At 73.0% G+C, this 22,053-nt stretch carries 25 protein-coding genes; 10 read left to right on the top strand and 15 right to left on the bottom strand.

Annotated features, from left to right (window positions below; all coding sequences use genetic code 11):
- Positions 1–58: 58 nt before the first annotated feature.
- The gene (locus ACL03H_RS22715) at positions 59–664 is read left to right on the top strand and encodes a class I SAM-dependent methyltransferase (RefSeq protein WP_412813332.1); all 606 of its coding nucleotides are present in this window, start codon (positions 59–61) and stop codon (positions 662–664) included.
- A 49-nt stretch (positions 665–713) separates the two neighbouring features.
- On the opposite strand, the gene ACL03H_RS22710 is transcribed toward ACL03H_RS22715, so the two are convergent.
- From ACL03H_RS22710 to ACL03H_RS22695, 4 genes are all read right to left on the bottom strand, one after another.
- Positions 714–917 carry an SHOCT domain-containing protein gene (locus ACL03H_RS22710; protein ID WP_412813331.1) on the bottom strand — a complete coding sequence of 68 codons (204 nt, stop codon included), beginning with the start codon at positions 915–917 and terminating at the stop codon, positions 714–716.
- Positions 918–1,182: 265 nt separating this feature from the next.
- Positions 1,183–3,561 carry a heavy metal translocating P-type ATPase gene (locus ACL03H_RS22705; protein WP_412813330.1) on the bottom strand — a complete coding sequence of 793 codons (2,379 nt, stop codon included), beginning with the start codon at positions 3,559–3,561 and terminating at the stop codon, positions 1,183–1,185.
- Between the two features lie 190 nt (positions 3,562–3,751).
- Positions 3,752–4,372 carry a DUF305 domain-containing protein gene (locus ACL03H_RS22700; protein ID WP_412813329.1) on the bottom strand — a complete coding sequence of 207 codons (621 nt, stop codon included), beginning with the start codon at positions 4,370–4,372 and terminating at the stop codon, positions 3,752–3,754.
- Positions 4,373–4,444: 72 nt separating this feature from the next.
- Positions 4,445–4,846, bottom strand: coding sequence for a hypothetical protein (locus ACL03H_RS22695; RefSeq protein WP_412813328.1), 402 nt, complete (start codon positions 4,844–4,846; stop codon positions 4,445–4,447).
- A gap of 157 nt (positions 4,847–5,003) precedes the next feature.
- On the opposite strand from ACL03H_RS22695, the gene ACL03H_RS22690 reads away from it, so the two are divergent.
- The 7 genes from ACL03H_RS22690 (at position 5,004) to ACL03H_RS22660 (ending at position 11,569) form a co-directional block, all read left to right on the top strand.
- Positions 5,004–5,273, top strand: a complete 270-nt coding sequence (locus tag ACL03H_RS22690) for a metal-sensitive transcriptional regulator (RefSeq protein WP_459561782.1) — start codon at positions 5,004–5,006, stop codon at positions 5,271–5,273.
- 114 nt (positions 5,274–5,387) lie between these two features.
- Positions 5,388–6,815, top strand: a complete 1,428-nt coding sequence (locus ACL03H_RS22685) for an MBL fold metallo-hydrolase (protein ID WP_412813327.1) — start codon at positions 5,388–5,390, stop codon at positions 6,813–6,815.
- 36 nt (positions 6,816–6,851) lie between these two features.
- Positions 6,852–7,439 carry a rhodanese-like domain-containing protein gene (locus ACL03H_RS22680; RefSeq protein WP_412813326.1) on the top strand — a complete coding sequence of 196 codons (588 nt, stop codon included), beginning with the start codon at positions 6,852–6,854 and terminating at the stop codon, positions 7,437–7,439.
- A gap of 71 nt (positions 7,440–7,510) precedes the next feature.
- Entirely contained in the window at positions 7,511–8,293 is a 783-nt protein-coding gene (locus ACL03H_RS22675) for a sulfite exporter TauE/SafE family protein (RefSeq protein WP_412813325.1), read from the top strand.
- A 186-nt stretch (positions 8,294–8,479) separates the two neighbouring features.
- The gene (locus ACL03H_RS22670) at positions 8,480–9,766 is read left to right on the top strand and encodes a glycoside hydrolase family 5 protein (RefSeq protein ID WP_412813324.1); all 1,287 of its coding nucleotides are present in this window, start codon (positions 8,480–8,482) and stop codon (positions 9,764–9,766) included.
- A gap of 350 nt (positions 9,767–10,116) precedes the next feature.
- On the top strand, positions 10,117–10,785 hold the full coding sequence (locus ACL03H_RS22665) for a DUF3159 domain-containing protein (protein ID WP_412813323.1): 669 nt from the start codon (positions 10,117–10,119) through the stop codon (positions 10,783–10,785).
- A gap of 325 nt (positions 10,786–11,110) precedes the next feature.
- On the top strand, positions 11,111–11,569 hold the full coding sequence (locus ACL03H_RS22660; RefSeq protein ID WP_412813322.1) for a TIGR02611 family protein: 459 nt from the start codon (positions 11,111–11,113) through the stop codon (positions 11,567–11,569).
- A 9-nt stretch (positions 11,570–11,578) separates the two neighbouring features.
- Here the strand turns inward: ACL03H_RS22660 and ACL03H_RS22655 are convergent, their stop codons facing one another.
- A complete protein-coding gene (locus ACL03H_RS22655) occupies positions 11,579–12,172 on the bottom strand; it encodes a cysteine hydrolase family protein (RefSeq protein ID WP_412813321.1) in 594 nt (197 codons plus the stop codon).
- A gap of 159 nt (positions 12,173–12,331) precedes the next feature.
- Entirely contained in the window at positions 12,332–12,919 is a 588-nt protein-coding gene (locus tag ACL03H_RS22650; RefSeq protein ID WP_412813320.1) for a TetR/AcrR family transcriptional regulator, read from the bottom strand.
- A 69-nt stretch (positions 12,920–12,988) separates the two neighbouring features.
- On the opposite strand from ACL03H_RS22650, the gene ACL03H_RS22645 reads away from it, so the two are divergent.
- Positions 12,989–14,041 carry a zinc-binding dehydrogenase gene (locus ACL03H_RS22645; RefSeq protein WP_412813319.1) on the top strand — a complete coding sequence of 351 codons (1,053 nt, stop codon included), beginning with the start codon at positions 12,989–12,991 and terminating at the stop codon, positions 14,039–14,041.
- Between the two features lie 19 nt (positions 14,042–14,060).
- Here the strand turns inward: ACL03H_RS22645 and ACL03H_RS22640 are convergent, their stop codons facing one another.
- The 8 genes from ACL03H_RS22640 to ACL03H_RS22605 all read right to left on the bottom strand — a co-directional run bounded on the left by ACL03H_RS22640 (position 14,061) and on the right by ACL03H_RS22605 (position 20,090).
- A complete protein-coding gene (locus ACL03H_RS22640; RefSeq protein WP_412813318.1) occupies positions 14,061–14,480 on the bottom strand; it encodes a pyridoxamine 5'-phosphate oxidase family protein in 420 nt (139 codons plus the stop codon).
- A gap of 49 nt (positions 14,481–14,529) precedes the next feature.
- Positions 14,530–14,916, bottom strand: a complete 387-nt coding sequence (locus ACL03H_RS22635; RefSeq protein ID WP_412813317.1) for an ankyrin repeat domain-containing protein — start codon at positions 14,914–14,916, stop codon at positions 14,530–14,532.
- A gap of 65 nt (positions 14,917–14,981) precedes the next feature.
- Positions 14,982–16,445 (bottom strand): catalase, encoded by a 1,464-nt coding sequence (locus tag ACL03H_RS22630; RefSeq protein ID WP_412813316.1) that lies wholly within the window; start codon positions 16,443–16,445, stop codon positions 14,982–14,984.
- 271 nt (positions 16,446–16,716) lie between these two features.
- Positions 16,717–17,577 carry a DNA-3-methyladenine glycosylase family protein gene (locus ACL03H_RS22625; protein WP_412813315.1) on the bottom strand — a complete coding sequence of 287 codons (861 nt, stop codon included), beginning with the start codon at positions 17,575–17,577 and terminating at the stop codon, positions 16,717–16,719.
- On the bottom strand, positions 17,574–18,182 hold the full coding sequence (locus ACL03H_RS22620) for a DNA-3-methyladenine glycosylase I (protein WP_412813314.1): 609 nt from the start codon (positions 18,180–18,182) through the stop codon (positions 17,574–17,576). The genes ACL03H_RS22625 and ACL03H_RS22620 overlap by 4 nt, the downstream gene beginning before the upstream one ends.
- Entirely contained in the window at positions 18,179–18,847 is a 669-nt protein-coding gene (locus tag ACL03H_RS22615; protein WP_412813313.1) for an alpha-ketoglutarate-dependent dioxygenase AlkB family protein, read from the bottom strand. Before ACL03H_RS22615 ends, ACL03H_RS22620 begins: the two co-directional genes overlap by 4 nt.
- A 149-nt stretch (positions 18,848–18,996) precedes the next feature.
- Complete coding sequence (locus tag ACL03H_RS22610) at positions 18,997–19,608, bottom strand: methylated-DNA--[protein]-cysteine S-methyltransferase (RefSeq protein ID WP_412813312.1); 612 nt, start codon at positions 19,606–19,608, stop codon at positions 18,997–18,999.
- Positions 19,605–20,090, bottom strand: coding sequence for an RNA polymerase sigma factor (locus tag ACL03H_RS22605; protein WP_412813311.1), 486 nt, complete (start codon positions 20,088–20,090; stop codon positions 19,605–19,607). The genes ACL03H_RS22610 and ACL03H_RS22605 overlap by 4 nt, the downstream gene beginning before the upstream one ends.
- 388 nt (positions 20,091–20,478) lie before the next feature.
- Here ACL03H_RS22605 and ACL03H_RS22600 point away from each other — a divergent pair, with 388 nt between their 5' ends.
- On the top strand, positions 20,479–20,928 hold the full coding sequence (locus tag ACL03H_RS22600) for a hypothetical protein (protein ID WP_412813310.1): 450 nt from the start codon (positions 20,479–20,481) through the stop codon (positions 20,926–20,928).
- Positions 20,929–21,472: 544 nt separating this feature from the next.
- Here ACL03H_RS22600 and ACL03H_RS22595 read toward each other — a convergent pair.
- On the bottom strand, positions 21,473–22,042 hold the full coding sequence (locus ACL03H_RS22595; RefSeq protein WP_412813309.1) for a helix-turn-helix domain-containing protein: 570 nt from the start codon (positions 22,040–22,042) through the stop codon (positions 21,473–21,475).
- Between the last annotated feature and the right edge of the window lie 11 nt (positions 22,043–22,053).

Genomic DNA, 22,053 nt, shown 5'->3' with positions numbered 1-22,053 from the left:
GCGGGCGCGGGCGGCCCTGGGCGGTGCCCCCTCGGAGGACCTTGCGAAGATGCGTCGAGTGACGACCGAGCGCACGAGCCAGGCCTACGGGCGGCGGGCGGAGGAGTACATCAGCCTCCTCGGCCACATCGACGCGACCGCCTCCCCGGATCGCGATCTGATCGGCGCCTGGGCGCACGAGCAATCCGAGGGGCCGATCCTCGACGTCGGTTGCGGGCCGGGGCACTGGACGAGCTGGCTGCACGAGCGGGGCGTGGACGTCGAGGGCGTCGATCCGACTCCGGAGTTCGTCGGCGCTGCCCGGGAGCGCTTCCCGGAGGTCCGGTTCCGGGAGGGCGCCGCCGAACGACTCGGCGTGGCCGATTCGAGCGTGGCCGGAGTCCTCGCCTGGTACTCGCTGATCCACGTGCGGCCGGACCGCATCGCCGACGCGTTCGCCGAGTTCGCGCGGGTCGTCGAGCCCGGTGGCGGGCTCCTCGTCGGCTTCTGCCGCGGGCCGGAGGTCGAACCCTTCGACCACGCGGTCACCACCGCGTACTTCTGGCCGATCGACCGTCTCAGCCGCGCGATCGAGCAGGCCGGGTTCACCGTCGCCGCCCGCGAGACCCGCGCTGATCCCGGAGCCCGGCCGCACGGCGCGATCGTGGCGCGCCGGGTCGGCTGACCGCCGAGCGGTTCCGGCCGCCGCTACCGCCCGCGCCGCGACGGTCTGGTCATCCGGATCTCCGGCGTTCGGTCAGTTCCGCACGGCGTTGCCGGTAGTCCTCGGCGTCGATCTCGCCGCGGGCGAATCGCCGGTCGAGGATGTCCTCGGGCGCGTCCGCGTGCGCGGAACCGCCGTCCCGCCGCGAGCGCGAGTCCTGGGTCAGGCGGACGACCGCCCAGATGATCAACGCGATCAGCCCGATCCAGATCACGGGAATCAGGATCATCCAGACGAGTCCGGGTCCGTAGCCGTACATCATCTCTCACGCTTCCCCGGGTACCTGTGATCACATCGTCCCCGCACGTGGGGCCGCCCACCAGGGTCTTCGGGCCCGGCGGTGATGCGCCGGGGGTCGCGCGGGCCGGGGGCGATGGTGGCCGGCCCCGAACCGCCGTCGCGTGCCGAGAGCGGCCGAGGCGATGGGCTCGGCTGGAAGAGCACGATCACCGCGTGAACTGGCGAATGCGGACGGAGTGTCACCGGTTCCGGGAACGCGGGGGTAGCCGCAGGCCCTTCAGGGCGACGGCGTTGAGAGCGACGATCACGCTGGACCCGGACATGCTCAGGGCCGCGATCTCGGGCCGGAGCACGAGACCGAACGCGGGTTCGAAGACTCCGGCGGCGATGGGCAGGGCGATGGTGTTGTAGCCGATGGCCCAGCCGAGGTTCTGCCGCATCTTGCGCCGGGTCGCCCGGCCGATGCGCAGCGCGGTGGGCACGTCGAGGGGGTCGGAGCGCATCAGCACGACGTCGGCGGTGTCGATGGCAACGTCCGTGCCTGCCCCGATGGCGATCCCGAGATCGGCCTGAGCGAGGGCGGGGGCGTCGTTGACGCCGTCGCCGACCATGGCGACGGTGCGGCCGGTGCCGTGCAGCTCGGCGATTTTGGCGGCTTTGTCACCGGGGAGGACTTCGGCGAGCACGATGTCGATCCCGAGTCGTCCGGCGATCCGCGCCGCGGTGGCGCGGTTGTCACCGGTGAGCATGACGACCTCAACGCCGAGGTCGTGCAGCGCGGCGACGGTGGCTTCCGAGGTCTCCCGCGGCGCGTCGGCGATCCCGAGCACACCCGCCGCCTTCCCCTCCACCGCGACGAGCACGGCGGTCCGGCCGTGTGCGGCCAGGTCGTCGCGGTGCTGGGCGAGCAGGCCCAGCTCGACGCCTTCGCGTTCCATGAGCCGCCGGTTGCCCACCAGAACGCGCTTCCCGGTGACGCGGCCGATCGCGCCGTGGCCGGGCACGTTCTCGAACCGCTCGGCAGGTTCGGTGGCCACGCCCCGTTGCTCGGCACGACGCACGATCGCCTGCGCCAGCGGGTGTTCGGATTCGCGCTCGACCGCCGCCACCAGGCGCAGCAGTTCGTCGTGGTCGAGCTCGTTCGCGAGGACGTCGGTGACCTCGGGCTCGCCCTTGGTCAAGGTGCCGGTCTTGTCGAGCACGACGACCTGGACGCGTGCCGCGGTCTCGAGCGCGACGGCGTTCTTGAACAGCACTCCGTGCGAGGCGCCCAGCCCGCTGCCGACCATGATCGCGGTGGGAGTGGCCAGGCCGAGCGCATCGGGGCAGGTGATGACCACGACGGTGATGGCGAACAAGATCGCCGCGGCGAACGGGCTCCCGAGCAGCAGCCAGGTGGCCAGCGTGGCGCCGCCGCCGATGAGGGCGACGAGGACGAGCCAGAACGCGGCCCGGTCGGCGAGGCGCTGCCCCGGCGCCTTGGAGTTCTGCGCTTCCTGGACCAGTGCGACGATCCGCGCCAGGGCGGTATCCGAGCCGATCTTGGTCGCTCGGACCCGGAGGGTGCCGTTGGTGTTGATGGTCGCTCCTACGACTTCGGCCCCGGGAGCCTTGGGGACCGGCAGGCTTTCGCCGGTGACCATGGACTCGTCGACCTCGCTGTCCCCGTCCTCGACGACGCCGTCAACGGCGATCTTGGCGCCGGGTCGCACCAGCAGCAGGTCGCCGACCTCGACCTCCGCGGTCGGTATCTCGATCGGCTGTCCCTCGCGCAGGACCACGGCCTTCGGCGGGGCGAGGTCGAGCAGGGTGCGGATCGCGTCGTTGGCGCCTCCGCGGGCGCGCATTTCGAACCAGTGGCCCAGCAGGACGAACGCGGCGAGCACGGTGGCGGCCTCGTAGAACACTTCACCGCCACCGGAAAGCGTGATCACCAGTGAGTAGAGCCAGCCGGAGCCCACCGCCACCGCGACGAGCACCATCATGTCCAGCGTGCGGGCGCGCAAGGCGCGCACCGCGCCGGCGAAGAAGATCCAGCACGAGTAGAAGATCACCGGCAGACTCAGCAGCAACGACCACCCGTCCTGCCGCAGTCCGAACGGGGTGGGCACGCGCAGGCCGAGGACCTCGGCGCCGATCGGGGACCAGATCACGATCGGAACGGAGAACACCAGCGCTACCAGGAACCGGTTGCGCATGTCGGCGACCATCCCGGCCATCGACATCGCCCCGGGCCCCTCGTGGTCCCCCGCCTCCTGCGGGGAGGGCGCTCGTTCCGATGCGGCGGGCGCTGGCCCGGGTGGCTCGGGTTCCTCGGTGCCCGCCTCGTGATCGACTGCTGCTGGGCGGGTCCGTTCGGGTTCCCGCATCGGGTCGCAGACGTGCGAGGGCACCGACTGCCCAGCGCAGTGGTAACCGCACTCCCGCACCCAGCGGCGCAGCTCGGCCACGCTCGTGCGAGCGGAGTCGAACACGACCGTCGCGGTCTGGGCCACCGGGTTGACCTCCACCGCGCGAACTCCGGGTGCCCGCCCCAGCCGAGCGGCGACGACGTTCTGCTCCGATGCCCACAGCAGGCCCCGCACGTCCAGCACCGCCGTGCTGGGGCGGTCTGCCAAGCGCGTGCGTGCGTCCTCCACCGGCTTCGCCTCCCGCGAGGAGTGTCAACGCTGCCCGGCGCCGCGTCCACGCGGGCCGGTGCGCGTGAGCGCGCGGCGCCAGCAGCGGACCGCCGCACCGGAAGAGCCGACCCGGATCACCCGAGGGGGTGAGCATCTCGGTGCTCACCCCCTCGGAACGAGGCCGTCGTCAGCCCGTGGCGAGCAGCCGCCGCATGGTGTCGATCTCGGCCTGCTGGGTGTCGATGATCCGCTGCGCCAGCCGCTTGGCTTCGGGGAACCGGCCGTTGCTGAGCTCGGTCCGGGCCATGGCGACAGCGCCCTCGTGATGCTCGATCATCATCGTCAGGAACGCCTCGTCGAACTCCGCGCCCGAAGACCGCTCGAGCTGTTCCATCTCCGCGGGCGACATCATGCCGTCGCCGTGCTCGCCGTGGTCCATGCCCGGCATCGCGGAGCCGGACGGCACCTCGACGCCCCAGCTCCGCAGCCAGCCGCTGAGCTCCTGGATCTCCGGCCCCTGCGCGGCCCGGATCCGCTCGGCCAGGTCCCTGACCTCCTGCGACCGGGCGCGGTCGACCGCCGCTCGGGACATCTCGACGGCCTGCTGGTGGTGCGGGATCATCCCGCTGGCGAAGGTCACGTCCGCCTGGTCGTGCGGGGCCTGGCCCGGCTGTTCCGGCTGGCCGGTGCTGGGCGGTGTCGCACCACCCGGCACCTCCGCCCCCTGTCCGCCGCCGGAACACCCGGCGAGCACGGCGGCCAGCGCGGTGACGGCCACGGCGGCGCTCAGCGATCGCGTGCGCTTCATGGTGGAGAACCCTGCCTCTCGATGGTCTGTGCGTGCGAGGAATGCGCTGATCAGAGCTGCTGACGCCGCTGATCAGCACCTCAGCACGCACAACGCGGCGAGCCGCCGGGCGGTGGGTGTCGGAGGCCGCGTCCACCTCGGGCGGGCGCGGGCACCTGGTCCCGGCCGGGGGGCTCGGGCGCCCCGGTCCCGCCACGTCCGGGCGAGCAGGAACGCCGCGAAACCGATCAGGATCGCCAGGCACAGGTGAAGCAGGGGGTGCGGGGAGGAAGCCGACATGCCGCCGAGCTCGGGCGCGTGGTGGCCTTCGCCCCCGCCGTCGGAGGCGGTGGCCGTCAGCTCCGCGCTCGTCGCGGACGGCGGAGGGGGCGCGCCGGTCCCGGAGTGCTGACCCGGGACGTGGTGCATGAGAACCACCCCGAGCACGAGGAGGACCAGCAACCCCCACCGGACGAGTCCCCGCCGCACCTCCACGCCGCCGAGATTACTGGTGCGGGAGGGCGGGGCGCGCCGAGGTCCCTGCCGCGGGCTCCCCGCGTTCTTCCTCGCGCCGTCGGTGCGGACCTTCGCGCGCTCCTCGGAATACCCCGGGGGGTATGTTAGGTTGAAAGGAGCGAAGAGAGGGGTCGTCGTGCAGATGAAGCCGGAGATGGTGGGTGATGCGCTGGCGCGGTTGCGCCGGGCGCGGGGGCAGTTGGGCGGCGTGATCGAGGCGATGGAGGAAGGGCGTGACTGCGCTGAGGTGTTGACCCAGCTGGCTGCCGTTTCCCGCGCTCTGGACCGCGCGGGCTTCAAGATCGTGGCCAGCGGCATGAGGCACTGCCAGCAGGCTCGCGAAGACGGCGACGAGCCCCCGATGACGGAGCAGGAGCTGGAGCGGCTGTTCCTCGCGCTCGCCTGAGCGTGGACACGGTGGGATGAATACCCCAGGGGGTATCCAGGAGGATCGGCGGAGTTCGGACGTCCGGGGGCGTCGGAGCGGATCCGGCGACGAGATCGAGGGGAGTGGGCAACGGTGACGACGGTGACCGAGGTGGCGAAGGAAGGACGGCTGGCCGGTGGCCTGTCGGTCGAGGTGATCGACACCTCCTCGCTGGGCGATCGCAGCTACCTGGCCAGCGACGGTGAGCTGGCAGTGGTGGTGGACCCGCAGCGGGACGTGGACCGGATGATCGCGGCCGCGGGACGGTTGGGCGTGCGGATCGCCCTGGTGCTCGACACCCACGTGCACAACGACTACGTCTCCGGCGGCCTGGAACTGGCCCGCCTGACGGGCGCCGAGTACGGCTTGGCCGCCGCCGATGAGGTGCCGTTCGAGCGGCGCTCGCTCTCCGACGGGGAGGTCGTGGAGCTGTCGCGACGCATGAGGGTGCGGGCGGTGGCCACCCCGGGGCACACCTTCCACCACCTGTCCTACGTGCTGGAGGGCGCGGAGGGGCCGGTCGGCGTGTTCACCGGCGGGTCGCTGCTGTTCGGCACGACCGGCCGCACCGATCTGCTGGGCGAGCAGCACAGCCACGAGCTCGCCCGCCACCAGCACGCCTCGGTGCGGAAGCTGGCGGCGATCCTGCCGGACGGTGCCCAGATCTGGCCGACCCACGGCTTCGGCAGCTTCTGCTCGGCGACGCAGGCGTCGGGTGATTCGGCGACGGTGGGCGAGCAGAAGCAGGTCAATCCAGCCCTGACGCTGGCCGAGCGCGACTTCGTCGAGCGGACGCTGGCGGGCCTGGACGCCTATCCGGCCTACTACGCGCACATGGGTGTGCAGAACACCGCCGGCCCGAAGCCGCTCGACCTGCGCGAGCCCGCGCGCGCCGAACCGGAGGAGCTGCGGCACCGCCTGGACGACGGGGAGTGGGTGGTCGACCTGCGCTCCCGCAAGGCTTACGTGGTCTCGCACCTGGCGGGCACCGTCAGCCTGGGGTTGGACGGGCCGATGGTGACCTGGCTCGGATGGATGATCGACTGGGGCGCGCCCATCACGCTGCTGGGCGAGTCCCGGGAACAGGTCGCCGCGGCCCAGCGGGAGCTCGCCCGCATCGGCATCGACGAGTTCGCCGGTGCGGCCGTGGGCGCCCCGCACGAATTGGCGGCCGACCCCGGCCAGCTGCGCAGCACCCGGACCGCCACCTTCGCAGACCTCGCCGTTGCGCTCGACGGGGCCCACGACGGGCTCCCCGCGCCCGAGGTGCTGCTCGACGTGCGCACCAACAACGAGTTCGCCGCGGCGCACCTCACCGGAGCGGTCCACATCCCGCTCTACGAGCTGAAGAACCGGATCGGCGAGATCCCGCACGGCGTGGTGTGGGTGCACTGCGGCAGCGGTTACCGCGCGGCCGCGGCGGCCTCGTTGCTGGACGCCGCGGACCGCGAGGTCGTGCTGATCGACGACGTGTTCGGCGCCGCCGCCGACGCCGGCGTGCCGATGACAACCGCAAGCTGAGACCAGATCCACGAGCCCGTTGGAGGAATGCGAAGAATGCGAACGACCCTGCCCCAGACCGTCGAACCCGCTCACGCCCGCGATCTCCGGGAGACCGACCACCGGGTCCGGTTCATCGACGTGCGCACCCCGGGCGAGTTCGCCTCGGCGCACATCCCCGGCTCCCGCAACGTCCCGCTGGACCTGCTGCGGGAGCACCGCGAGGAGCTCACCGCGCGGCACGGCGATCCGGTGGTGCTGGTGTGCGCATCGGGGGCTCGCGCCGAACAGGCCCGCACCCTGCTGGAGACCGCCGGGCTGGACCAGCTCGGCGTGCTCCGCGGTGGCATCGCGGGGTGGGAGGGCGACGGAGGCGAGCTGACCCGGGGCCGGGGCACGTGGGCGATGGAGCGGCAGGTACGACTGGTCGCGGGCTCGCTCGTGCTCACCGGGGTGGTGGCCAGCACGGCCGTCCCGCGGCTGAAGTGGATCGCCGGGTTCGTCGGCGCGGGCCTCACCTTCGCGGCGGTGACCGACACCTGCGCCATGTCGCGGGTTCTCGGGCTGCTGCCGCACAACCGCACGTCTCCCGCGGACCGAACCCTCCTCGACGGCCTCACCGCCGAAAACGGCCAGCAGCAGTAGCTCCCGCGAGCACGGGCCCAGCCGACGACGGGCGGTGGCGCGCGAGACCGCTACCGGGATAGGTGGTTTCGGTGTACTTGGCAGTGGTGTTCGGCGCCGTGATCGGCCTGGCGCTGGGGTTGCTCGGTGCGGGTGGCTCGATCCTCGCCGTCCCGGCCCTGGTCTACGGCGCCGGGCAGCCCCTGCAGACGGCGATCCCCACCGCGCTGGCGGTGGTGGCGCTGTCCTCGCTGGGCGGCTTGGCCCCTCGCCAACGGCGCGAGGCGGTGCGGTGGCCGGTCGCGCTGGTCTTCGGTGCGGCCGGCACCCCGGCGGCCTTCGCCGGGGCGGCGCTCGGGCGGTCGCTCCCGCAGCGCTGGCTGCTGCTGGCCTTCGCGGGGCTCATGGTCGTCGTCGCGGTGCGGATGCTGCGCGAGGTGGAGAACCACACCGGTGCCTGCCGCACCCGGGAAGGCGGAGTCGATTGGCGCAGCTGCCTGCCCAAATCGGTGATCGCCGGCGCGCTCGTCGGCGTGCTCACCGGCCTGTTCGGCGTCGGTGGTGGTTTCGTCGTCGTTCCCGCGCTGACCTTGCTGCTGGGGCTGGGAGCACAGCAAGCGGTCGCCACCTCGCTGGTGGTGGTGCTGATCAACTCGGTGGCCGGGCTCGTCGCCCACGCGGGCGCGGCGGGCAGCATCGACTACCCGGTGCTGCTGCTGTTCGCCGGCGCCTCCCTGGTGGTGTCCGTCGCGGCCGCCCGGCTGTCGATGAAGCTGAACCCCTCGACCGTGCGCCGCTGGTTCGCCTTCGTGGTCCTCGCCGTCGCCGTCTTCGTCGCGGTGGCCGCTCTCCTGAACCCCTCGGCGCTGGGGTGACGGCACCGGCCCGGGCCGGAGCGACGATGTCCTCGCGCACCCGCGCCCAGCGGAATCATCGCTGGAGAACGGGAAAAGCGGGGATTTTCCGGATCACCCCGGCACGTTGATCACTGCGAGGATGAGATCTCCGCCGCCGGTCCGCGGATCGGCCGACTACGGGGAGTCGACCGTGGAGATGAACTCGTGATCGCCAACGCCCTGGCCGCCGCGCTCGCCTTCTCGCTGCTGGTGCCGGCGCAGCCAGCGGTCGCGGAGCCGGAAGCGTCCTGGACCGGACCGCTGCACACCGAGGGCAGCGAGATCGTCGATGCCGACGGCAACACCTTCAAGCTGAAGTCGGGCAACTGGCACGGCGCCAGCGGCACCTGGAACGGCAGCGGGGACATCGAGGACGCGGCCAACCACCACGACGGGGAGAACAGCAACGGCATCCCGCTCGGCCTGGACCGGGCCCCGATGGGGGAGATCGTCGACAGCTTCCAGGAGCTCGGGCTCAACAGCGTCCGGCTGCCCTTCTCGAACGACCTGATCGACGAAGCGGAACCCGTGCCGGACGCCGCCGTCGCCGCGAACCCGGAGCTGCGCGGCAAGACGCGGCTGGAGATCTACGACGCGGCCGTCGAGGCGCTCACCGGCAGCGGACTCGCCGTCATCCTCAACAACCACACCAACACCGAGCGCTGGTGCTGCGGGACCGACGGCAACGAGCGCTGGAACAGCAACCAGAGCGACCAGGAGTGGGAAGAGGACTGGCTGTTCATGGCCGGTCGCTACCGGGACAACGCGCGGGTGGTCGGCGCGGACCTCTACAACGAGGTGCGCCGCGACGTCCTCGACGACCCCAACTGGGGCCTCGGGGACGAGCACGACTGGTTCGCCGCCTCGCAGCGCGCCGGGGACCGCATCCTCGACGAGGCCAACCCGAACCTGCTGATCATCATCGAGGGCATCAACTGGACCGGCATCCCCGTCGACGGCTTCCCGCACGAGCGGCCGACGCTGGAGCCGGTGCGGGAGCTCTCGCACGAGCTGTCGAAGCCCGGGAAACTGGTCTACTCGGCGCACTTCTACGGCTACACCGGCCCCAACCACAGCGGCGCGACCGGCGTGGGCGAGACCACCGATCCCCGCTACCAGGACTTCTCCCGCGACGAGCTCTACGAGGTGCTGCGCAGGCAGGCGTTCTTCGTGACCGAGGAGGGGCAGCCGTACACCGCGCCGCTGTGGATCAGCGAGTTCGGCGTGGGGCGCGGCGAGCAGGACGAGAAGGCGCGCGCGTGGTTCGAGAACTTCACCGACTTCCTGGTCGAGAACGACGCCAACTTCGCCTACTGGCCGCTCGTCGGCTGGTCCGAGAACGGTGCGGCCGACGGCTGGGGCCTGGTGCACTGGGACCAGGACGGCAACCGGGTGTCCCTCGACGACGGTGACTGGCGCGCCGACGCCTGGCACCGCCTGACGGGCGGCTGATCCACGGCCTCCGGCTCGCGGTGGGATCCCGGCGTGCTGCGCGCTCCGGTTGGCGCGACGCGGTTCCGCGTGCCCCGCCTGCGCCGCGACGCCGACCGCGGCGGCGTTCGCGGGCCCGGGGTGGCAGGCGCGCTCCGCGTCCGCCGTTGCCGCACCGCGCCGGTGCCGGAGCCAGCCGTCGCGGACCCGGCGGCATCCCTCTCGCCGTTGCGGCGAGGTCCGCAGCGCTCATACCAGCACGAACTTCACGGTCAACGGTGACGCTGATCACACGGGCTTGAGTGTGCCGCAGCGGCACGCCTTTTCCTTCTCGGCACGGACAGCACACGGCGAACAACCGAGGGGTCACGATGGGCGTGCAGCAGGAACTGCGCAGGGACGAGCAGCAGACCGAGCGGATCGAGACGTCCGCGAAGACGGCGAATCCTTCGGTCCTCGACCAGATGGGCGGGCCGTCCGGTTTCATCTACTCCACCGTTCCGGTCGTCATCTTCGCGGGGGCGAACTCGTTCCTGCCGCTGCCGGTGACCATCGCGGTCGCGATGGGCTCGGCGGTGCTGCTGGCCATCTTCCGGATGCTGAAGGGGGAGAAGTTCAGCTCCGCCATCGGTGGGGTGATCGGTGTCGCCGTCGCGGCGGGGCTGGCCGCCTGGACGGGCTCGGCCAAGGACTTCTTCGCGCTGGGGATCTGGGCCGCGCTGGCGGGCTTCGCGGTCACCTTCGCCTCGCTGCTGGCGCGCCGTCCCCTGACCGGCGTGATCTGGAACCTCATGCACGGCGGTGAGCACGCCTGGCGGGAGGACCGGCGGAGCCTGCGCGCCCACGACATCGCCACCCTCGCGGCGGCGCTCGTGTTCGGAGCCCGGTTCGCCGTCCAGCAGTGGCTGTACGTCATGGACACCACCGGCGGGCTGGCCGTCGCCCGCGTCGCGATGGGCACGCCGCTGACCGTGCTCGGCGCGCTGGTCGTCGTGTGGGCGTTCCGCCGCACCAGCAAGCGCCTCCTCCGCAAGGCGTGATCTCGTCCCGACCCCCTCGGCCCCGGAGCCCGCGACGGCTCCGGGGCCGATGTGCGCTCGCGCCCCGGACCGACGCGTGCCGCGGCCGGGGCCGCGACGACGGGCCGCCTGCGCCGAGGAACTTTCTCGCGTGGTCGGCCGGACGGGGCCGCTGACGCCCCGCGGGTGGAGGTGCGGCCCCGCTCGCGGACCGCGACCGCGCCGTTCCGGCAATCGAATGCCGCCCGGGGCGGGCAGGACTTGACCATGCCGCTGCGTCACGCGGTCTGCTTCCGGAGGCGCGCTCGCCCGCGCCGGAAAACCACCTCGACGCCGGAGGACGAACGTGAACGACGCAGACACCACGCAGCTCGACCGCACCGCACCTGCCCGGCCGGGGCCGCGCGCCGGATACGGCCGCTGGCGGGAGCGGGCCCGGCGGAACCGCGCCGCCGACCTCTGCTGGCGAGCGGGTGTCGGCATCGTCGGCACGGTCGTGCTCGTCGCGGGGATCATCATGATCCCGTACCCGGGTCCGGGGTGGGTCGTGGCGTTCGCGGGGCTCGCCGTCCTGAGCACCGAGTTCGAGCGCGCCCACCGCCTGCTCGGCGCCCTCCGCCGCCGGTACGACCGCTGGAACGCCTGGCAGCGGCGCCAGCACGGAGCGGTCCGCCTGCTGCTGCTCGCCGCCACGGGCGCCGTCGTGCTCGGCACGCTGTGGCTGCTCGGCGCGCTGGCGCTGGGCGCGGGCTGGCTCGGGCTCGACCTGCCGTGGCTGGCGTCCCCGATCGAACCGTTCGCCTGATCGCGGCGATCAGTTCCCGATCAGCGCCAGGGCCTCGGCGGCGGTGAGCGGTCCGGCGGTGGCCAGGGCGAGGTTCGCGAGGGAGGCCTCGTGCACGGCCTCCTCGGCCGCCGCCGCGCAGTCCGCGACGACGTGGGCGTGGAAGCCGAGCTCGGTGGCGTGCCGGGCGGTCTGCTCGACCGTCAGGTTGGTGGCCACGCCAGTGATCAGCACGGTGTCGACCCCGCGGGCGCGCAGCCGGTCGGCGAGGTCGCTGCCCGCGAGCCCGGAGAGCTTCTGGTTGTCGACCACCAGGTCCGGCTGCGCGGCGAGCTCGGGGATCAGCGCGGTACCGGGCGCTTCCGGGCGGAACGATTCCTGCGCGTCGGCGACGGCGCGCATGAACGCGGTGTTGCGGACCAGCTCGCCCTCCCCGGCGGGAACCGTGAAGCGGGTGAAGATCAGCTCGGCTCCCGCCTCGGCCGCCGCCGCGTGGAACCGCTCCGCGCGGGCCACCGCACCGCTGCGGGCCACCGGCCCGCTGAGCATCGCCCCGAAGAAGCCCTCGGGGGAGATCACGTTGACCTGCCAGTGCAGCGCCAGCACGGCGCACGTTCCGCCCATGCCCCGATTCTGCCCTCCCGCCGCAACTGGTCGCCGGTCCCGCGGACGACCGGGGCGGCGACGCCGCGCCCCCAGGCCCGCCGCGGTGCGCTTCCCGGGAGATCGCGACGGGCCGGGCGGGGCCGATTTCTCGAGAAATCTCGGCGATCGGCCGGGGCGTCAGGTGCGCGCGTCGCGGACGAGCGCCCGGGCGGTGCGGGTCGCGGTGCCGACGCAGTCGAGCTCGGGTGCCACCGCGTGCATGGCCAGCGCGCCCTCGTGCAGGCACAGCAGCGCCCGGGCCGAGGTCGCGGGATCGGCGAGTTCCGCCTCGCCGGCCAGGCGCTCGAAGAGGCCCAGCAGCCAGCGCTTCTCGTCCGTCGCGATGCGGTGCGCGGGGTGCTCCGGATCGGGGAGTTCGGCCAGCGCGTTGAGGAACGCGCAGCCGCGCGGGCTCTGCCGCAGCCATCCCGCCAAGGCGTCGAACGGCGCCGTCACCTTCTCGACCGCGGTCAGCCCGGGGGCGGCCAGCACCTCCCGCACGGCGCGGCGCCACCGGCGGTCCCGCTCCGCGAGGTAGGTCGCGACGAGCACGTCCTTGGAGCCGAAGCGGTCGTAGAGCGTCCGCTTGGTCACCCCGGAGCGCTCGGCGATCAGGTCGACGCCGACGGCGGTGATGCCGCGCTCGTAGAACAGGACCGCCGCCGCGTCCAGGACGCGGCGCGCGCCGGGGGTCAGGTCATCGGGGTCCAGGGCAGTTGTGTTCACCGATCGGTATACCTTACGCTCGCCGTCGTACTTCACAGATCAGTGTACTCATGAGCGGAGGACGTGGTGATGACGATTCCCCAGACCATGCTGGCGGCGCGGCTGGTGGGGCACGGTGGCCCGGAGGTGCTCGAACTCGTGGAGGTGCCCGTGCCCGCCCCGGCCGAGGGCGAGGCGCTGGTCCGAGTCGGTGCGACCGCGCTGAACAACACCGACCTGTGGACCCGCGAGGGCGCTTACGGGCGGCCGGGGGCGCCCGACGCGCTCTCGGGTTGGCGCGGCCCGATCGACTTCCCCCGGATCCAGGGCGCCGACGTAGCGGGCACCGTCGTCGAGGTGGGCGCCGGCGTCGATCCGGGCTGGCGCGGCCGCCGGGTGCTCATCGACCCGGCGATCTACGACCGGGACGCCGAGGACGCGAACCCCGTGGGACTGCTCGGCAGCGAGCGGGACGGCGGCTACGCCCGCTACGTGACCACGCCCGCCGCGCGGCTGCACGACATCGGCGGATCTCCGCTCAGCGACGTGGAAGCGGCGTGCTTCCCCACCGCGTACGGCACCGCACTGGGGATGCTGGAGCGCGGCGACGTGCGGGAGGGCGAGGACGTGGTGGTCACCGGGGCCTCCGGCGGAGTCGGCCTGGCGCTGGTGCAGCTGGCCGCGGCCCGGGGAGCCAGGGTGCTCGCGATCAGCAGCGCCGGGAAGCTGGACGCCGTGCGCTCCGCGGGCGCCGTCGAGGTGGTGGATCGCGCCGACGACCCGTGGGCGCGCCTCGCGGAGCGCGCACCGGGCGGGGTCGACGCCGTCCTCGACGTCGCCGCCGGGGACCACGTCGGCGAAGGCCTGCCGCTGGTGCGCGAGGGCGGGCGGTGGGTCGTCGCGGGCGCGCTCGCGGGACACCGCGTCGAGTTCGACGTCCGGCGGCTGTACCTGCACAACATCGCGCTCATCGGATCGAGCATGCACACCCCAGCGCACTTCCGGGCGCTCGCGGAGATCGTGCGCGGGGGACGGGTGCGGCCGGTCATCGCCCTCACCCAGGAGCTCGCGGAGGTCCACCGCGCCCAAGCCGAGCTGGCCACGCGCGCGCACGTCGGCAAGGTCGTCCTGGCCGGGGGCTGAGCCGCGCCGCCCGCCGGGGCTAGCCGAGGTCCGCGGACAGCCAACGCTCGGGACGCATCCGGATGATCACGTGTTCACCCAGCTGGGTCCGCTCGTACTCCACGAACTCGTCGACCCGGGCCGCGGGCAGGTAGCGCGCCGCCATCAGCCGGGAGTGCTCGGGCGCGCCCGGCTCGATCCCGATCACCGGACCCTCGACCGAGACGTAGCGGACGGTGGGCGCGGTGCGCTGCGCGAGCAGCGCGAAGCGCCCGGCGGCGCGGATCGCGTCCGCCTTCCGCGAGCGCGCGCCCGTGTTGATCCACAACTCCTCGCCGGGGGCGTAGTGGTACCAGATCGGCACCACCAGCGGAGCACGCCCGGCGGCATCGGCCACGGCCAGCGAACCGGTGTGCGGTTCGGCCAGGAACTGCTCGCGGTCCCGTTCGCTCAGCGCCATGCCCGCGACCGTAGAACGCGCCCGCGGCAGTCGCGAGGCGGTCGGGGGCTCAGTCCGCCAACAGGTGCTCGCGACCGAACATCGCGGCGGCGGCGCGGGCCGTGGGGGTTCCGGCGTCGAGGTCCGCGCCCGCGTCGCGGAGCACGGCCACGACGTCCTCCGCCCCCTTGAACAGCGCCCCCGCGATCGGGGTCTGGTCCCGGGCGTTGCGCAGGTCCGGGTCCGCGCCGCGGTCGAGCAGCGCGCGCACCGCTCCCGCGTGCCCGTGGTAGGCGGCGAGCATGAGCGGTGTGTTCCCGCCCGCGTCGGTGACGTCCACCGGCAGCCCGTGCGCGACGAAGTCGAGCAGTTGCCCGGAGTCTCCCTCGCGCGCCAGGTCCATCGCGATCGCCACGATCCGCTCGAGCTGCTCCGGGGTGAGTCCGCCTTCGGTCATGACCGCTGCTCCTCGATGCGGGGCCCCGGCGCGGTGCCGCGCCGGGGCCCGGTCGACGTCCTGGGTCAGAGGGTCCCGGCCGCCAGGGCCTCGACGGCCTTGCGGACGCCCTCGCCGTAGGCGGGATCCGCCTGCGTGCAGTTGTGGATGTGCCGCTCCACGGTCGCCCGCGAGGCGCCGTCGATGGCGCGGGCGGTGTTCGCGAACAGCACCTGCTGCTGCTCGGGCGACATGCCCCGGAACAGGTTCCCGGGCTGTTCGAAGTAGTTGTCGTCGTCGGCGCGGAAGTCGAACCGGTCGGCGACGGAACCCACCGCCTGCTGCGGCTCCCGGTAGGAGGGCTGCTCCTGCCAGCGGCCGTAGGAGTTCGGCTCGATGCCCGGGGTGGCGCCGTGGTTGCCGTCGACGCGCATGGCGCCGTCGCGGTGGTAGGAGTTCGTCGGGTTCTTCGGGGCATTGACCGGGATCTGGTGGTGGTTCACGCCCAGCCGGTAGCGCTGCGCGTCGCCGTAGGAGAACAACCGGCCCTGCAGCATCTTGTCCGGCGAGAAGCCGATTCCGGGCACCACGTTCGCCGGCGTGAACGCGGCCTGCTCGACCTCGGCGTGGTAGTTCGCCGGGTTGCGGTTGAGCTCCCACTCGCCGACCTCGATCAGCGGGTAGTCCTTCTTCGACCACACCTTCGTGAGGTCGAAGGGGTGGAAGCGGTAGCCCTCCGCCTCGGCCTCCGGCATGACCTGCACGTACAGCTTCCACTTCGGGAAGTCGCCGTTCTCGATCGAGTCGAACAGGTCGCGCTGGTGCGACTCGCGGTCCTGGCCGATGAGCGCCTCGGCCTCCGCGTCGGTCAGGTTCTTGATGCCCTGCTGGGTGCGGTGGTGGAACTTCACCCAGAACCGCTCGCCCTCGGCGTTGACGAGGCTGTAGGTGTGCGAGCCGAAGCCGTGCATGTGGCGGTAGGAGGCGGGGATGCCGCGCTCCGACATGACGATCGTGACCTGGTGCAGCGCCTCGGGGAGGTTGGTCCAGAAGTCCCAGTTGTTCTCGGCGTCGCGCAAGTTCGTGCGCGGGTCCCGCTTCACCGCGTGGTTGAGGTCGGGGAACTTCAGCGGGTCGCGGAAGAAGAAGACCGGGGTGTTGTTGCCGACGAGGTCCCAGTTGCCCTGGTCGGTGTAGAACTTCAGCGCGAAGCCGCGGATGTCGCGCTCGGCGTCGGCGGCCCCGCGCTCTCCGGCGACGGTGGAGAACCGGGCGAACATCTCGGTCCGCTTGCCGACCTCGGAGAAGATCGAGGCCGCGGTGTAGCGGGTGATGTCGTTGGTCACCGTGAACGTGCCGTAGGCGCCGGAGCCCTTGGCGTGCATCCGGCGCTCCGGGATGACCTCGCGGTCGAAGTGGGCGAGCTTCTCCAGGAACCAGACGTCCTGCAGCAGCATCGGGCCCCCCGCGCCCGCGGTCAGGGAGTTCTGGTTGTCCGGCACCGGTGCGCCGGCGACGGTGGTCAGCGGCTTCTGGTCGTTCTCGGGCACAGCTCACTCCTGTTCGGATCGTTCGCCGCGTGCGGGGCGAAGGAACCGGTGGCCGCGCGGGCCGCCGGGTGGTGGGAACGGGCCGTCCGCACCGGCCTGCGCCCCTCGGGGTGCGGCGGTGGCGGCGGCTGCACGTCCCGAGGCAATCAGCTTTTCTGGAGTTAGTCAAGTTTGGCGCGGGTGGCGGGATGTTCGGAACCGTCGATCGCCGCTGATCAGGGCCACCCTGGGAAACTGCCCCGCAGCGCGCGAAGCACCGCGGTTCACTCGTTCAGGGCTGGAGGTAGGCGGCCTCCGCCCACAGGTGGGCCACCGCGTGCGCCCGGTGCGGCCTCCACCCGCGCGCGTGCTCCCGCACCTCCGCTTCCGCCATCCCGAGCGCGCGGCGCAGCACCAGGTCCCCCGCCGGGCAGGCGTCCCGGTCGCCGAAGGCCCGCATCTCCAGGTGCTCCACCGTCCACGGCCCGATGCCCGGCAGCGCCAGCAGCTCCCGGCGCCGCCGCTCGGCGTCGCCGCCGGGCAGCAGCGACAACCCGTCCGCCACCGCCGAGGCGAGCGCGCGCACCGTCCGGGCCCGCGAGACGGTGCTGCCGATGGCCGCGCGCAGCTCCTCGACCGGCAACCCCGCCAGCACCTCCGGGGCCGGAAACCGCCGCAACCCGCCCGGGCCCGGCTCGCCGCGGGCAGCGACCAGCCGTCCGGTGAGGGTGCGGCCGGCGGCGAGGCTGACCTGCTGGCCGAGCACCGTCGACACGGCGGCCTCGAAACCGTCCGGGCGGCCGACCACCCGCAGTCCTGGACGCGCGTCGACCAGCGGCTCCAGCAGCGGATCCGCCCGCAGCACCGCCTCGATCCGCACCGGATCGGCGTCCAGGTCCAGCCAGCGCCGGACGAGCTCCGCCGCCGCGCCGCGGTCCTCGGCCGAGCGGAAGGCGCCGACGAGCAGCAGGTGGTCCGCCGCGAGCACCGTCGTTACCTCGACCGGGCCGCTCGGCAGCGCCAGCACCCGTGTCGTGCTCCGGCCCCCTCGATCGACGCGCTCCACGCCGGGCGTCGCGTGCGCGGCCAGCGCCGCCAGCGCGGGCTCCACCGCGAACGGCCCGGTGAGCTCGATCCGCAGCGAGCCGGTCACTCCGGCCAGATCCCGGAGGCGCCGCGCCGGTAACTGCCGACGAGATGCGTGTCCACGATGCCCACGGCCTCCATCAACGCGAACATCGTGGTGGGGCCGACGAAGCGGAAACCCCTGCGTCGCAGCGCCTTCGACAGCGCCACCGACTCGGGTGAGGTGGTGGGGACCTCGGCGACGCCCCGCGGTCGCGGCGTGGATCCGGGCTGGAACGACCAGACGAACTCGTCCAGGCCGCCCTCCTCGCGCAGGGCGAGGGTGGCCCGGGCGTTCCCGATCGTGGCTCGGATCTTGGCCTGGTTGCGCACGATTCCCGCGTCCGCCAGCAGGCGGGCCACGTCCCGCTCCGCGTAGGCGGCGACCGCGTCCGGGGCGAAACCGTCGAAGGCCTCCCGGAACGCGGGGCGCTTGCGCAAGATCGTCGCCCAGGACAGGCCGGACTGGAACGCCTCCAGCGAGATCCGCTCGAACAGCGGCTGCTCGCCGCGCACGGACATTCCCCACTCGGTGTCGTAGTACTCCCGCAGCAGCGGGTCGTGGGCCGCCCACGGCGAGCGGGCCAGGCCGTCCTCGCCGACGATCACGTCGGTCTGCTCGGTGGTGCTCACGTCCGCTCTCCACTCTCCAGGCCGGTCACCCGCAGGGTGATGTTGATGCGTCCCGAGGCGAGTCCGCAGGCCGGGTCGGCCGTGCCCGGACGGACCGCGGGCACGCCGTGGTGGGCGAGCCGCGACGGCCCGCCGAAGACGAACAGGTCTCCGGACTCCAGCTCCACGTCGGTGTGCGGCCGGGCGCGGGAGTCCGGGTTGCCGAAGCGGAACGTGCAGGTGTCACCGATGCTCAGCGACACCACCGGCTCCCGGGCGCGTTCGTCCCGGTCCTGGTGCATCCCCATCCGCGCCCGCTCGTCGTAGAAGTTGATCAGTGCTGCGTCCGGGCGGTAGTCCGTCGCGTCCTGCTCCCAGGCATCGGCCAGCGCCGCCCGGCCGAGTTCGCCGAGCCAGGACGGGAACGGTGCGACGCGGGCGCCGTCCACGTCGTCGGCGGTCCGGCTGTAGGCGTAGGGGTACCAGTGCCAGCCGAGGCAGACGGTCCGCACCGACATCCGGTGCCCGCTCGGCAGCGCGGCCGAGCGCATCGGCACCGGCCCCCGAGCCCACGTCCGGCAGGCCTCCACCAGCTCCCGCTGCCGTTCGAGATCCAGCCAGCCGGGCACGTGCACGGCGCCCGGCGCGACGACCCGCTTGGGCAGCGGGAACAACGACGTCCCCATCCTGCGCACCTCCCCTCTCCACCAGCGCCCCGAAGTTACCCGCCACCTCCGACACCCCGATGGCTCTTGCGTGACCGGCCCGCTCACCCCGCACCCGGAGCGAGGAGTGAACGGACCGTTGGTCCAGCGAGTTGGGACGAAGGGACCGTTCACCCGGACAGCGCGCTCGATTCCAGGGCGAGCAGGGCGGCCTTGGCCCGCGTACCGCCGACGTAGCCGCCGGGGGAGCCGTCCGAGCGGACGACGCGGTGGCAGGGCACCACCACCGGCAGCGGATTCGTCGCGCACGCCGTCCCCACCGCCCGCACCGCGCGGGGGCTCCCCGCGGCCGCGGCGATCTCGGCGTAACTCGCCGTCCGCCCGTAATCGATCTCCGAGAGCCGCTCCTGCGCCGCGCGCCGGAACCCGTGGGACAACCGCCGGTCCAACGGCAGCGCGAACGCCCTCCGGCGTCCGGCGAAGTACTCGTCGAGCTGCCGCGCCACCTCGTCCAGCCGCCCGGGCTCGCGCAGCACCCGCGGGCTGATCTCTCCGGCCAGCTCCGCCAGCACCGCCTCCTGCTCTCCGCCGTCGGTGAAGGCCACCCGGACGAGCCCCGTCTCGGTCGCCGCGAGCAGCAACTCGCCGACCGGGGTGGGGAGCGTCCGGTAGGCCACGTCCACCAGCCCCTCCTGCCGCGCCGCGCCGACCAGGCGGGAGCGCAGCCGGTCGAGCGCCCCGGGGGCGGCCCCGGGCAGCGAGTCGAACAACTCGTCCTTCATCTCGGTCCTCCTTCCGCTCCGGTCCGGTAGGTGATGCGCAGCGCGCGGATCCCGTCCGCGGCAGCGCGCCGGGCGGCGTCAGCGCTGCCGCCCGTGATCGCCGCGACTTCCGCGTAGGGCAGTCCGCCGAGGTGGTGGTAGGCCACCGCCATCCGCTGCTTGTCCGGCAGCGCGGCGAGCGCGGCCCACAGGTCGCCGTCCCAGTCCTCGGGCCCGCCCCGCCGCGCGGGCCGTTCGGGAAGCTGCTCGACGGGAGCCGGGCGACGGGCGCGGGCTCGGGCGGCGTCGAGGGCCTTGCGGTGCGCGATGGTCACCAGCCATGCCTCCACGTTGGCGTCCGCGCCCAGCTCCGGGTAGGCGCGCAGCGCCGCCAGGAAGGTCTCCGACCAGGCGTCCTCGGCCTCGACGGGCCCGAGCACGGCCCGGCAGACCCGCAGCACCACCGGCCCGTGGATCTCCACGATCTGCTCGAACGGTCTCATCACCACTCCCAGTAGACGCCGCGGCGGCCCGGAACGTGAGCCGCTGGTCGCGAATTCCTCCGCGCGCGGCGGCAGCGGGCCGTGAAGGTCGTCGCCTTCCCTCGTCCCGGCCCGTCGAGCGTTCGGGCCTCGGCGCGGGGCGACGACCTCGCCGACGGACATGAGCCGACCGGGACCGGCGCCAGCAGCACGGGCTCCGCCCGGTCGGTGCGAATGTGGCCAACGGTTGAGCTGCGGAATTCCGAGTTCCGCCGCGGATTCCGGCGGAATTGATCGGAAGGGACGAATTACCGCCTCCGGGGTGATCCGAGTCACTCCGAGCAACCGGTCGCTCGATCTCGCGTCTTCAGGGTGGATCACCGAGCACGCGACAATTTCGGAGGTAATCATGCGCCGCATCGCCATCACGGGTTCCGTTCTCGCCGCCGGCCTTTCCCTCGCCGGGATCGTGGGACTCGCCGGCTTCGCCGGTGCCGCGAACTCGGAATCCGCCGCGAGCTTCGCGGGCGCGCAACCCGCCGCGAGCCACCCGGAGGTGCCCGGCCCCCAGCCCGCGGACGTGGCCCACGGGGCGCTGCGGGCGCCGGGCGGCGCCTACTACGACGTCTACTCCAGGGACGTGAACGGCGCTCACGCCGGTGCCGAGGACGCGCTCAACGCGATCGGCCTCTACCTGCGGCTCGACCCCTCCCAGCTGCAGGGCGAGGACGCCTACGCCGAGGACGTCTACGGGGACTACGACTGCTCGCTGGTCAGCAAGCAGGGCACCCAGCACCTCGGCGTGAGCTGCGACTACGAGGGCGGGCTGCCCGTCGTCGCCTTCATGCAGGCGAGCTGACCTGCGGCTCCGGGAGCGGGCGCCGCGGAACCGATCCCCGGGGATCGGTTCCGCCCCGCATCGGCGGCGACGCCGCACTTCCCGCGAATTCCGGGATCGGCCGCGCTCGTCGGTGATGTCAGGCTTCGCCGGAATTCGCGACGAGAATTCGCGATTCGCCGATCTCGGGTGGATCGTCCGATTCTCCCGCCACCCTCACCGTCTCCGGTCCGGGGCGCTGGTGGGTGAGATCCCGAACCGATCGCGCTGTTCCGGCCGCTTCGCCAGGGGGCGAGCGGCGAGATCGATACCGGCCATCCCGCGCGTCGCGCGGGGTGGCCGGGCCTCCCGGGGGGCGTCCGCGCGCTCGGCCGGATCGCTGGCCCGAGGGCTCTCCTCGGACGGCCCTCGTCCCGCAGGGGCCGGGGGCCGGGCCGCTGCTGGAGGAGGGCGGCTCCGCGTGCTCGCCGCCGCGCAACCCGGCCCGGTGCGCGCGCTCCGCTCCAGCGTCCGGCCGTGAGACGTCGCCCGCCCGGACGCCTCCGCCGGAGGCGCGGTTGTTCCCTCACTCGTGCAGATGCGTGCGCTGCCCGTCGTGGTCGAGGAGGGTGAGGATCTCCGCCGGGCCGTCGTGGGCGCCGAAGGCGTGCGGGGTCATCGTGGAGAACTGGGCCGCGTGCCCGGTCTCGACGACGATCGAGCGTTCGCCCAGCAGCAGCATCACCCGCCCGGACAGCACCATGAACCAGTCCTTGCCCGGGTGCACCCCCAGCTCCGTCGTCTCGCGCGAGGCGGGCTTCGTGAGCCGCATCTTCGCCACGGTCATGCCGTGCGGGCCGGAGTCCCGGCTCAGCAGCCAGGTCGTCGCGCCCCGACGCTCGTCGTGCACCGGCCTGATCACCACGTCCTCGTCCGCGGCCGACTCGACCAGCTGGTCCAGCGTCGTGCCGAGCGCGCGGGCGAGCGGCGCCAGCTGGTCCAGGCTGATGCGCCGGTGCCCGGTCTCGATGCGACTGAGCGTGGAGGTGCTCAGGTAGCAGCGCGCTGCCAGCTCCTCCAGTGACAGGCCGCGCGCCGTGCGCAGGCTCTTGATCCGCTGCCGGACGAGGGCGTCCAGCTCACCGTCTTGCGTCATGCGCAATAACG

Source organism: Saccharopolyspora antibiotica (assembly GCF_047200635.1).
Classification (GTDB): Bacteria; Actinomycetota; Actinomycetes; order Mycobacteriales; family Pseudonocardiaceae; genus Saccharopolyspora_C.
Note: the sequence above shows the minus strand (reverse complement) of the source record. Positions and strands in the feature narration are given on the sequence as shown.

What these genes read in the sequence shown, in the direction of transcription:
- ACL03H_RS22700 (WP_412813329.1), bottom strand. Translation starts at nt 4,372, where the DNA reads ATGAAGCGCACGCGATCGCTGAGCGCCGCCGTGGCCGTCACCGCGCTG.
- ACL03H_RS22680 (WP_412813326.1), top strand. Translation starts at nt 6,852, where the DNA reads ATGCGAACGACCCTGCCCCAGACCGTCGAACCCGCTCACGCCCGCGAT.
- ACL03H_RS22665 (WP_412813323.1), top strand. Translation starts at nt 10,117, where the DNA reads ATGGGCGTGCAGCAGGAACTGCGCAGGGACGAGCAGCAGACCGAGCGG.
- ACL03H_RS22655 (WP_412813321.1), bottom strand. Translation starts at nt 12,172, where the DNA reads ATGGGCGGAACGTGCGCCGTGCTGGCGCTGCACTGGCAGGTCAACGTG.
- ACL03H_RS22645 (WP_412813319.1), top strand. Translation starts at nt 12,989, where the DNA reads ATGACGATTCCCCAGACCATGCTGGCGGCGCGGCTGGTGGGGCACGGT.
- ACL03H_RS22640 (WP_412813318.1), bottom strand. Translation starts at nt 14,480, where the DNA reads ATGGCGCTGAGCGAACGGGACCGCGAGCAGTTCCTGGCCGAACCGCAC.
- ACL03H_RS22635 (WP_412813317.1), bottom strand. Translation starts at nt 14,916, where the DNA reads ATGACCGAAGGCGGACTCACCCCGGAGCAGCTCGAGCGGATCGTGGCG.
- ACL03H_RS22615 (WP_412813313.1), bottom strand. Translation starts at nt 18,847, where the DNA reads ATGGGGACGTCGTTGTTCCCGCTGCCCAAGCGGGTCGTCGCGCCGGGC.
- ACL03H_RS22610 (WP_412813312.1), bottom strand. Translation starts at nt 19,608, where the DNA reads ATGAAGGACGAGTTGTTCGACTCGCTGCCCGGGGCCGCCCCCGGGGCG.
- ACL03H_RS22605 (WP_412813311.1), bottom strand. Translation starts at nt 20,090, where the DNA reads ATGAGACCGTTCGAGCAGATCGTGGAGATCCACGGGCCGGTGGTGCTG.
- ACL03H_RS22600 (WP_412813310.1), top strand. Translation starts at nt 20,479, where the DNA reads ATGCGCCGCATCGCCATCACGGGTTCCGTTCTCGCCGCCGGCCTTTCC.
- ACL03H_RS22595 (WP_412813309.1), bottom strand. Translation starts at nt 22,042, where the DNA reads ATGACGCAAGACGGTGAGCTGGACGCCCTCGTCCGGCAGCGGATCAAG.